This window comes from Brasilonema angustatum (genome assembly GCF_059505445.1).
The window spans coordinates 1-11,066 of the sequence record NZ_JCACKO010000105.1 but is presented as its reverse complement, the minus strand read 5'-3'; the positions used below and the strand labels follow the sequence as shown (position 1 = coordinate 11,066).

Below are 11,066 nucleotides of genomic sequence, written 5' to 3'. Positions count from 1 at the left end.
AATCGCCTGTAAAAACTCTCCTACTTTATTTTCTCTGACTTTTGCAAGAGGTCTATTAGCTAGATGGGAATCTGGTGAGGATTACAACCCTTATCATAACGTTGGTCCCCGTACTGTTGGACTCATAGACCACCTGGATGGCGATCGCATAGCAGTGGGTGAAGCACTGGGAGTCCTTAACTTAATTGATATCAAAAGCCACTATCAAATCGCATACGGAACCACCGGATCATCCCTTTATGAACATATGCAGCAGGTTTCTGCCTACTCCAGTACAACGCTGTGTAACCCTCATCACCGCTATTTGGTTGAGGATCTGCCTTATGGCTGTTTTCCTCTACAAGTTTTAGCTCGCCTAGCCGGAGTAGAAACACCATTCCTGGACAGTTGCATCACAATAGGAAATAAGTTCCTTGACATACCTCTGGAGTGGACAGCTGAGTTTCTGGAATTGGATCGGCACCAGCTCAGTCAAGAACTTTAATTGAAGGTTTTCCGATAATTGAGTTTCTTTTTTTCTCCAACTTTCTACCCTATTCTCCGGAATTTATTTTCAATAAATTTTAGCAAATATCGTCTTGCTATCTTTTTGTAATATAGACTTAAGGGCAGAATCCATACAACAACTTCAAGGATTTGGCAGAGCTAGGCATGATTAAGGCTTATATCCCTGTTCTTCTGGGAAGTTATCGAACCGGCAGGCAGAGTGTGAAGGTGGCTCAGTTTATTTTGGAAGAATTGCGTCTGTGGGATAGCAAAGCGGGACGCAGCAGCGTCCTTCGCGTCCAGACGGAACTCATTGATCTGCACGAATATGGGCTTCCCATCCTGGAAGAGAGATTGAATGAAACATCAAATCCTCCACCCACTGTACTCCAGTTCTGTTCTAAACTTGGCCAAGCTGACGGTGTCCTGATTGTTACTCCAGAATATAAGGGAGGATACCCTGGAGTCTTAAAGAATGCCCTTGACTACCTCGAACCTCAAGCTTTGCGCTATAAGCCTATTGGTATTTGTACTGTGTCGTCTGGAGGTTTTGGAGGGTTAGATTGTTTGTCACAGTTACGACTCATTTGTCTGGCGCTGGGAGGCTTACCAATCCCAGATAAATTGCCCATCTCCAACGTACAGGATTTCTTTGATGAAAAGGGAGACTTACGTAATTCATCATTTAAAGCAAAATTGGAATCGTTTCTCAAGGAACTGGTTTGGTATACGGAGGCTATGGTTAACCAAAAACAAGTCTCTAGCTCGTTGCTCAATGAAAAGTCATGAATTTACGTCTAAAACTCTCCTATAGTTAGAGCGGATGAAACACACTTCCTTTGAGAAAACGTTGATGAATGCAATCAAAAAAAGAGGCAAGCTTGGCTCTGGGTAAGAGTTGCATCTTTCTTAGCATTTTTTCAGATTACGCTTTACCGTTGTTCAGACGCAGCCATAAATCTAAGTAAGAAGTCAGGCGGTGTAGATGGTTAATCTACACAGTTAATTATTCAATACTGGTGTGAAGTCGCTCTTAAAATTATTTTTTAATAATATTTTTGACTAACAATTTTTAAGAATTAGTCACTATCAACTTAAATTTATTAATAAAATATTATCTTGATTAGATGTACGCTCAAAAATAGTTTATATTTATGATTAAAATGCCGTAATTTATTCATTAGAGAGTTAGTTAGTGACACAAACAACTCAATACGCACACTACATGCAGGCTGACCAACGCCCTGGTACCAAGGAGCGATTGGACGTTTCATCTCTAGTTGGTGACTGGGTCAATACTAAACCTGATACTAATTATTTCGTGCGGGTGATTCTGACTGAACAAGACAATCGCCTTGTGTTGCACGCTTATGGAGCCAACGAACCTGATCCAATTGACTGGGGTGAGGTTGAGGCGGTGCCTTACGGCGCAGGAACCTCACTTGTAGCAGGAGGATTCCACGCTTCTTACAAGCTAGACGGGATTGAGACACATCTGGTGGCAAACCAAAAATTAGGAATCTTGGTCATTCAGTCCTATACCCGCTATGTAGATGGTAGTGGTCGAACTGATCATTTTTCCCGTGAGTTTTTTCATCTTTAGTGAGAAGAGGAAGATTTCAAGATGGAGCGAAACGAAATTTACGGTGAGCAGCCTAAGGATACCGTGATTGATTTCACGCCTTTTTTAGGAACCTGGATAAACTCCAACACAAAGACTAAATGGATCGAGAAATTTACTATAACCAAGCATAATGAGCAAATTATTATGCATGCTTATGGTAACCACTCATCCACATCCAAAGATTGGGGTGAGACTGAGGTGACGCCGTTTGTAGATAATATCAATGAGAAAGCCTTCTGTGCACGATACGATCGCGATCCAATCGAATCCTTGTTGGCAGCGAACATGAACAAAGGCTTGTGGGTGATTGCTGCGTTTCACAAGTTCAAGGATAACAGCGAACCCAATTTTCTGTGTCGGGAGTTTTACTATCGGGTGGACTAAGCTGAAGTTCTGCCTTGCATTTGTACTAAAAAAGTTCATAAGCCTTGCTGTACAACAAGTCTAGATTTTAACACCTAAGACATTGTACCCATGTAGACGCTGGAACTAAAGGCACATCAATGGTAAGCTAAAAAATGGGTGGGTAAAGGCTCATTTTCGCGCTCGCCGCAAAGCGACACGCTGGGCGTTTGTCCCTGGCGTGCGCTTTGCGCTTACAGCAAACCATTTGACAGATGTGTATTAGATAATGTTCAATCTAACTCTCAATAAGCAAACCCTGATTGAGCGCATTAGCCAACTGGCACGCGATAAGTTCGCCTCTCGCGCCCCTGGTTATGACCAGACTGCTAGCTTCCCAAGAGAAGATTTTGAAGACCTTTTTCAAGCAGGTCTGAATGCGCCTGTTGTGCCAACTGAATACGGTGGTCTAGGGTTGGGACATGATAGCGATATCTTTACCTTGTGGATGATGACTAAGGAACTGGCAAAAGTGGATTTATCCCTAGCCCGTTGCTGGGAAGGACACGCAAATGCCCAAGTTTTACTAGCCGCTATGGCTAATGAGTCTCAGAAAAAGCGCTGGTTTGAGGGTATTGTTCAGCGTGGAGAGAAATGGGCGGCTTGGAGTGGAGAACCCCAGTCCCAGATTCCAGGTCAAAAAGCCAGCCTTGGCACAAGTGTGCAAGTGGTAGATGAGGGATACATCATTGATGGCACAAAAGTGTTCGCCACCAGTGCCCCTGAAGCACAGTGGGCAATTCTGTTGGTCAACACAGCAGGGGCTGGGGGAGCGCGTCATAGCAATGGTTCACCAACATCAGTATTATTACTAGCCTGCAACTTGTCCGACCCCAGTATTAGCTTTGATGATAGTTGGTGGCAGCCAATTGGAATGAGAGGTACAGTGAGTTACTTAGTTCGCTTTGAACATACTTTCATCCCTAAAGAAAACTTGATTGGCTATCCAGGACAGTACATCCAACAGGAGTGGCAGACGCGGTTTACGCCTCTGTATGGCGCTGCTTTTCTAGGAGCCGCTGAAGGAGCCTATGATTATGCTTTAGCATACATCAACAAACAGCAAAAAGGACACGACCCCTACGTACAACACCGAATTGCTAAGGCAGCAATTAATATAGATACTATGCATTTCTGGCTGCGGCAGGTAGCCACTCTTTGGGAAACAGGCCAAGTTTTAGGGGCAAAACAAGCAGGCAATCGCGCCCGTTACATAACTGAGCAACTGGCTTTGGAAACGGTGAACGACTGCATACACGCTTGTGGATCTCGCTCCTTGATTCAACCAAGTCCTTTAGAGCGAATATTCCGAGACTTATCCTTTTACGTCCTGCACGATAATAGCGATCGCGTTTTGTCCTCAATTGGTCAAGAAATTCTGGGGCAATCCTTTGATCGTGCCTATTTCAACTCTTAATACATTTTGGTTTTATTGTGCCGACTTACTTATATATTTGCCACTATATCTATCGCCTAAAACCATGACCGAACTTCTTCAACAAGTCATTGCAGAAATCAAAAAACTTCCTGCCGACCAGCAAGATGCGATCGCATCTCGTCTGATGGCTGAACTGAAAGATGAGCAGAGATGGACAGAGCAGTTTGAGTCAACGACGGATGAACAGTGGGATCTGTTAGCCGATATGGTGCGGCAAGAAATCGCTAGTGGTGAAACGGTTCCATTGGACGAAGTTTTTCCGGTTAAGCCATGAAATCAAGTGTCACGAAAACATTCCGCAAACGGCTTGACCGACTTCCCACGGCAGTGCAAGAACAGGCTGAAAAAGCCTATGAACTTTGGCATGAAGATCCTTACGACAACAGTTTGCAGTTCAAACGGGTGAGTCAGCGCCAACCAATTTATTCTGCTCGTATCAGCATAGACTATCGAGTTCTGAGGTTGCTTGAATCAGATGACCACATTTACTGGTTTTGGATTGGCGCACACGATGAGTACGATGAGTTACTCAAAAAGCTGTAATTTCTAGTTACTCGTTGAAGCATGGTCTAACGTCCAAATCCAATCCGAGAGGTGAACTCATGTAAGCTAAAGTTCAAGAGCAACTTTCTCCTTTGATTTGTGACAATCGCGCATCTTCAGATTCCCGACTTCGCAAAAGTTGTCGGGAATCTTGTTGTTCACGTAAGCGCAAAGCGCACGCGGCTTAGGCGTTAGCGTAAGCGCAAGCACACGCTAAGAGCGAACGTGCAGCGTGTCGCTTTGCGACGAGCGCGTCTAGAAGATACAAAGCAGCGTGCCCGCAAAGCTTATGATTTAAGACTGGTGCCATTAAAATATAAATTCAGATCAGAACTGTTAACCTCGAAACAACAGAAGAAAAACGCAATTGTTGGTTGAAAATCTTCTAATTTCTGATTAATTGTAACCACGAATACTCTTTGCAAAAAAAATGACAATCGCAAGTAAATTGGCAAGATGTATGATATTCTTTATATATGGGGAATCAATAGTCCTGAATAAGTAAGAATACAATCTAATTGATTCTTATTGCACCAATGCACTTCATGATTCAAGGGCTTGAGTTGGAGTTTCATCCAAACACGTGTTGAAAAAGCATAACGATAAGTCCTGCAATTCTATATTCATTGCAGTGGGCTTCTACTTATCAAAATGAAGTTTTTGTGTGAAAACCATTCTCCAAGATGAAAATTGCTGCTGTGATTTAGACAGATCTTAAGTTCAACCTGAGTCGTTATAGAAGTTAAAAGATTGTGGTTGTTTTGTGTTGGGAGTTAGTAGCTATTTAGTTAGCTATTGGTTATTAGCCAGTAATCCTTCAGGGTATGCGCAAAGCGCACGCCTTATGGCTAAGGCTAGTCCCCAGAGCGTGAGAAACCGGACTACAGGGCTAGTTTCACCACTAATCACTAACTATTGACCATTAATTACTAACTAAAATATTGGGTAGGATACCATGTTTGAGAATCTTGTGTCTCTGAATGACCATAGTTTACCGTATCCCGATACAATGCATCCTATCGTTGTCCATTTTGTGATTGCGATGGTGTTATTTGCTTTCTTGTGTGATATTATTGGGTACTTTACCAGTAATCACCGTCTTTTTGAGGTGAGTTGGTGGAATATGTTTTTCGCTACAATCTCCATCTTCATCGCCATCATTTTTGGTCAATTTGAAGCAGGCTTGGCAGAACCTTATAACGCAGTTGAACCAGCACTCAATTTACATACGTTTTTAGGCTGGTCACTTTCAGGAATTCTTGCAGCCCTTACAGCTTGGCGTTATGTCATTCGTTCTCGCAATCCAGAAAAGATATCAGTTTATTACCTAGCAGCAGGTCTACTTTTGACTGCTTTAGTCGGCATACAAGTGTATTTCGGAGATGAACTGGTTTGGGTATATGGACTACACACTGTGCCAGTTGTTGAAGCCATGAAGGAGGGCTTACTGCAATGAACTCTGAAGTTATTGACCAATTAAAAAGTCAGCTTGGAGCAAATGGATTGCCCTATGCTATACCCATTCATCCAAATTTAGTCCATCTTACTCTGGGTTTGTTCATTGTTGGCATTGCCTTTGATTTCATTGGTGTGCTGTTACGCATACAAAGACCACTCTTCAAGTTTTTAGCAATTCCTGTCACTCCTTCCAACTTCTTTGATGTTGGCTGGTATAACATGCTAGGTTCAGCAATTATCACATTTTTTACGGTGGGAGTAGGTTTTTACGAAATGCTGTTGGCACAACCATCCACTGAGGTAAAGAGTAGCTGGGGATTGCAAGCGATGGAAACAATGCTTTGGCATAGTGCCGGTGGTGTTTTTCTTCTGGTGCTGATTGTTGGCATGACTATTTGGAGAGGATTCCAGCGCTATATTTGGCGTAAGGATAATAGTCAACAAGTGCAGTTGACCTATTTACTTTCCGGCTTATTTATTATGCTGCTCATGTACGTTCACGGTACGCTAGGAGCGCAACTAGCTGCTGAGTTTGGAGTTCACAATACCGCTGATATGTTGTTGCGATTGGGAAAAGACCCCAACTTACTGCTGAACTAATCGATGTTAGTCATTAGTCCTTAGTAAATCACTAATGACTAATAACTAATGACCAATGACTAATGAACGGCAGATGCTATAACCCGAAAGGGCGCACTGCCTCCTAATGACTAATGACTTTTGCCACTATGAAAATCCGAAAGATTTTGATCTTGAGTGCGTGTGCGATCGCCTTAACTGCTGTTAGTCTTTGGATAGGACATCAAGCCTATTCCTGGCTACCCCCTCAAGCCGCAGCAGAATCGCTACTTGTCGATAATTTGTTTAGTTTCTTAATCACGCTGGGGGCATTTATCTTCCTTGGAGTCACAGGAACACTGATGTATTCAGCTATTTTCCATCGAGCAGGGGAGTATGATATTAGTGATGGTCCTGCCATTGAAGGGAATTTAACACTAGAATTTGTCTGGACTGCAATTCCTGTATTACTAGTGTTTTGGATTGCAGGCTACAGCTATCAAATCTACGAGCAAATGGGGATTCAAGGACCAATGGAAGCTATGCATTTCCATATTCCAGTGGGAATGAAATCCGCATCTGCTGCACCAATTTCCGTCTTTGCGTCTTCCTCAACTGCACCAACTGACGCTACATCAAATCTCATGCCAGTTGAAGACATTGAAGTTGATGCCAAACAATGGGCTTGGGTTTTTCGTTACCCAGAAACAGGAATTACCAGCACCGAACTGCATTTACCTATCAATCATCGCATTCGTTTAGCGATGCAGTCGGAGGATGTTGTGCATGGCTTTTATATTCCTGCTTTCCGAGTTAAGCAAGACATTATTCCCAACCGTAACATTGACTTTGAATTCACCCCGATCCGCATTGGCAAATATCGATTGACCGATTCTGAATTCAGTGGCACTTATTTTGCAACCATGCAAGCAGATGTCGTTGTTGAATCCCCGCAAGATTACAAAAAGTGGCTTCTTGAAGCCGCAAACCGCAAACCATGCACAGCAAAGAATCAAGCAGCTTCCGAATATGCCCAAGAATCAAAACAGTTAATCAAAAACTGGGCTACGATCGCACCTGCACAAGCCCCTGTCGTCAATTACAGCAATTAGTGATTAATCCTAACAACCAGTAACCAACAACCAATAGGCAGACAATGACAAATATTTCTGTTGAAGATATTACAAATCACATACCTCAACACGAACCTACAACAGACTGGAAGCGATACTTTAGCTTCAGCACAGACCACAAAGTCATTGGTATTCAGTATATTGTTACCGCTTTCATTCTCTTTTTAGTAGGTGGCATATTTGCAATGATTATTCGTGGGGAATTAATTACCCCAGAATCAGACCTTGTTGACCGTAGTGTCTATAATGCTCTGTTCACGATGCACGGCACTGTGATGCTGTTCGGATGGACATTCCCCATACTGACAGGTTTTGCTAACTATCTTGTGCCTCTGATGATTGGGGCGCGAGATATGGCGTTTCCCAGACTTAACGCTGTTGCTTTCTGGATGATACCAGTCGCTGCTATCCTGCTGATGGTTAGCTTTTTTATACCTGGCGGTCCAGCCCAAGCAGGTTGGTGGTCATATCCTCCCGTCAGCCTCCAAAACCCCACAGGAAACTTAATTAATGGTGAAGTGATCTGGCTTCTAGCCGTGGCAATATCAGGTGTTTCCTCTATTATGGGGGCGATCAACTTCGTCACCACGATTGTCAAGATACGGGCACCAGGCATGACGTTCTTCCGTATGCCCATCTTTGTTTGGAACGTGTTAAGTGCCCAGATGATCCAACTGTTTGGACTACCTGTCTTAACAGCAGGTGCAGTCATGCTGTTACTCGACTTAACTGTTGGAACTAGTTTTTTTAACCCTGCTAAAGGAGGCGATCCAGTTCTGTTCCAGCACTTTTTCTGGTTCTACTCCCACCCTGCTGTTTATGTAATCATTCTGCCAGTTTTCGGAGTCTTTTCGGAAATATTTCCCGCTTTTGCTCGTAAACCTTTATTTGGCTATAAAATTGTCGCCATTTCATCACTCCTGATTGCTGGAGTCAGCGGTATAGTCTGGGTACACCATTTGTACGTCAGCGGTACTTCAGGCTGGATGCGGATGTTTTTCATGCTTACAACAATGTTCGTTTCTGTCCCCACTGGCATTAAGGTGTTTGCTTGGACTGCAACGCTTTGGGGTGGTAAGTTGCGGTTTGATACACCAATGCTGTTTGCATTCGGTGCATTAATATTGTTCGTGTTTGCAGGTATCACTGGCATTACCCTCTCCTCTGTTCCCATTGATGTCCACGTCAACAACACTTACTATGTAGTGGGTCACTTCCACTATGTTCTGTACGGCACAGTAACGATGGGGATGTTTGCTGCTATTTACTTCTGGTTCCCCAAGATGACTGGACGTATGTACTACGAAAGCTTGGGTAAATTGCATTTTTGGCTGGCGTTCATTGGCATTAACCTCAACTTCTTCCCAATGCACCCATTAGGATTGCAAGGAATGTTGCGTCGAGTTTCTTCTTACCCAAGAGAGTATGAATTTTGGAATATTATTGCCAGTGTTGGAGCATTTTTACTAGGTGTGTCCATTTTGCCCTTCATTCTTAATATGATTGGTTCTTGGATGCATGACCAGCAAGCACTCAAGAATCCTTGGCGAGCCATTGGACTTGAGTGGCAAGTTTCTTCACCACCTCCTGTAGAGAACTTTGACGAAATTCCAGTTGTTATTGGTGAACCCTACGCCTACGGAAAATCTGAACCATTGGTGCAAGAGCGTTAGTGATTAGTAGTACAGACGCGCTCTGATGAAAGCGTTTGTACATCATTTGTTTTTCCACTAACTACCAACCACTAACAACCTGTGAGAATTTATCAAATGGACAGTTCGATCACTTCAAAAGAGTTACAGCATTCCGCACATGAGCATGCTCATGATGAAGAAGGCAGCAAAATGTTCGGCTTCACTGTGTTCTTGCTTTCAGAGACTTTCATTTTCCTCGGTTTTTTTACAGCATATATTGTCTACAAAACAACACTTCCTAACTGGTTACCTCCTGGCGTTTCCGGACTAGAAACCAAAGATCCTGCAATAAATACGGTGATTCTTGTTTCCAGTAGCTTTGTCATTTATTTGGCAGAACGCGCCCTTGCACGCCACGACTTGACAAAATTTCGCCAGTTTCTTGCGTTAACGATCGCAATGGGAAGTTACTTTTTAGTAGGACAAGCGATCGAGTGGAGCCACCTTTCCTTTGGCTTTACCACAGGAGTTTTTGGTGGAATGTTCTATTTATTAACAGGCTTCCACGGTTTACACGTTCTCACTGGTATTTTGTTGCAGATTATTGTTTTTGGTCGCTCTTTCATTCCAGGTAACTACGACACAGGTCATTTTGGTATAAATGCAACCTCTGTGTTCTGGCACTTTGTTGATGTCATCTGGATTGTTTTGTTTGTCCTTATTTATATTTGGCAATGAAACAAAAGTGGGAGATTAGTTCAGCAATGATCAGCTTGAGAAACTGCTGGCGAAGTTTGGGTTGTTTGACCAAGCCCTTGAAAGGATAGGGGTGTAAGGGTGTAGGGGTATAGGGGTATAGGCAAGAAGGGGATAGGGGAATGACTTGCAGACAAGGGAAACAAGGAGTTAATAGACAATTATTTCTTTTCCCCTTACACCCTCACACCCTTACACCCCTACACCCCCTCTTTCCCCTTATCCCCTTACACCCCTAGTTATAACTTGTTTACCTGATTGAAGGAGTATGACTGATTATGTTGACTGAAGAGATTTTAGTTCAAAAATTTACCGCCGTGCTCAACGATCGCTGTCCGGAACTCAGTGGGTTGCTTGAGTACTGTCATGTCGAACTCGTAAATTCCTACTGGGGCAAGCCTCCAAAACTTTCTCAATACTTTGTTGTATATTCCTGTGACCAGCTGTTTCCCTCAGTCAATGCCTACAAAGACATTCTTAGAGGCGTTGCCGAAAACCTGGGTATTTCCGAAGCTATTTGCATGAACGCCACACGCATTCTCCGCGATCCCGCCTCAACGTTGAAGCAAAAAAACCCTAGCCTGTGGTTGGAACTTCAGTGGGTGGTAACACTGTATCTAGAATGGTAGGGGAGATCCAAAAAATAAAATGCCCAGCCGTTTGATATACATCTTAGTAAAAGCGACGATTTTTGAGCGATTCGCCGATTCTCAAAGAACCGCGACAGTTGGGCACTTTATGATTTGTAAATGCCTAATATAGCAATCCGTGCAGGAGTTGTAAACTTACTGGTTAAGGGAGAGAACAGGCAAACAGAACTGAATTATACTAACAGCAACTGTATTGATTGTTGATTGAATTATTACTAAATTTTCCTCTTGCATGAAATGATTTTTTATTCATAAAAAATAAGACAAAATTTTGTCATTGTTATCAGATTGACTATTAATATCAAAAAAAACAGCTAATCTTTTAAAAGAGAAAAGAAGCTTTGTTCTAGTCTTAATATTGCATCAGGAGCAATGACAGCATGC

Annotated in this window: 13 protein-coding genes; all 13 read left to right on the top strand. The window is 42.9% G+C overall.

What is annotated here, in order from left to right; translation table 11 throughout:
• Positions 1-484: NAD/NADP octopine/nopaline dehydrogenase family protein (locus AC5JM2_RS18225; RefSeq protein ID WP_495836266.1), on the top strand; the 484-nt coding region annotated here is incomplete at its 5' end.
• Positions 485-651: 167 nt separating this feature from the next.
• The gene (locus tag AC5JM2_RS18220; RefSeq protein ID WP_495836265.1) at positions 652-1,275 is read left to right on the top strand and encodes an NADPH-dependent FMN reductase; all 624 of its coding nucleotides are present in this window, start codon (positions 652-654) and stop codon (positions 1,273-1,275) included.
• Positions 1,276-1,681: 406 nt separating this feature from the next.
• Positions 1,682-2,089: a hypothetical protein gene (locus AC5JM2_RS18215; protein ID WP_495836264.1), complete on the top strand. Its 408-nt coding sequence runs from the start codon at positions 1,682-1,684 to the stop codon at positions 2,087-2,089.
• Between the two features lie 21 nt (positions 2,090-2,110).
• A complete protein-coding gene (locus AC5JM2_RS18210) occupies positions 2,111-2,494 on the top strand; it encodes a hypothetical protein (protein WP_495836263.1) in 384 nt (127 codons plus the stop codon).
• A gap of 247 nt (positions 2,495-2,741) precedes the next feature.
• Complete coding sequence (locus AC5JM2_RS18205) at positions 2,742-3,929, top strand: acyl-CoA dehydrogenase family protein (RefSeq protein ID WP_495836262.1); 1,188 nt, start codon at positions 2,742-2,744, stop codon at positions 3,927-3,929.
• Positions 3,930-3,993: 64 nt separating this feature from the next.
• A complete protein-coding gene (locus tag AC5JM2_RS18200; protein WP_495836261.1) occupies positions 3,994-4,224 on the top strand; it encodes a hypothetical protein in 231 nt (76 codons plus the stop codon).
• Complete coding sequence (locus AC5JM2_RS18195) at positions 4,221-4,493, top strand: ParE family toxin-like protein (RefSeq protein WP_495836260.1); 273 nt, start codon at positions 4,221-4,223, stop codon at positions 4,491-4,493. Before AC5JM2_RS18200 ends, AC5JM2_RS18195 begins: the two co-directional genes overlap by 4 nt.
• Before the next feature lie 955 nt (positions 4,494-5,448).
• On the top strand, positions 5,449-5,949 hold the full coding sequence (locus tag AC5JM2_RS18190) for a DUF2231 domain-containing protein (protein WP_495836259.1): 501 nt from the start codon (positions 5,449-5,451) through the stop codon (positions 5,947-5,949).
• A complete protein-coding gene (locus AC5JM2_RS18185) occupies positions 5,946-6,551 on the top strand; it encodes a DUF2231 domain-containing protein (RefSeq protein WP_495836258.1) in 606 nt (201 codons plus the stop codon). Before AC5JM2_RS18190 ends, AC5JM2_RS18185 begins: the two co-directional genes overlap by 4 nt.
• 128 nt (positions 6,552-6,679) lie before the next feature.
• Complete coding sequence (locus AC5JM2_RS18180; protein ID WP_495836267.1) at positions 6,680-7,621, top strand: cytochrome c oxidase subunit II; 942 nt, start codon at positions 6,680-6,682, stop codon at positions 7,619-7,621.
• A gap of 44 nt (positions 7,622-7,665) precedes the next feature.
• A complete protein-coding gene (ctaD, locus tag AC5JM2_RS18175) occupies positions 7,666-9,315 on the top strand; it encodes a cytochrome c oxidase subunit I (RefSeq protein WP_495836257.1) in 1,650 nt (549 codons plus the stop codon).
• A gap of 96 nt (positions 9,316-9,411) precedes the next feature.
• Positions 9,412-10,014: a cytochrome c oxidase subunit 3 gene (locus AC5JM2_RS18170; protein WP_495836256.1), complete on the top strand. Its 603-nt coding sequence runs from the start codon at positions 9,412-9,414 to the stop codon at positions 10,012-10,014.
• A gap of 296 nt (positions 10,015-10,310) precedes the next feature.
• Positions 10,311-10,661: a hypothetical protein gene (locus AC5JM2_RS18165; protein ID WP_495836255.1), complete on the top strand. Its 351-nt coding sequence runs from the start codon at positions 10,311-10,313 to the stop codon at positions 10,659-10,661.
• Positions 10,662-11,066: the final 405 nt, after the last annotated feature.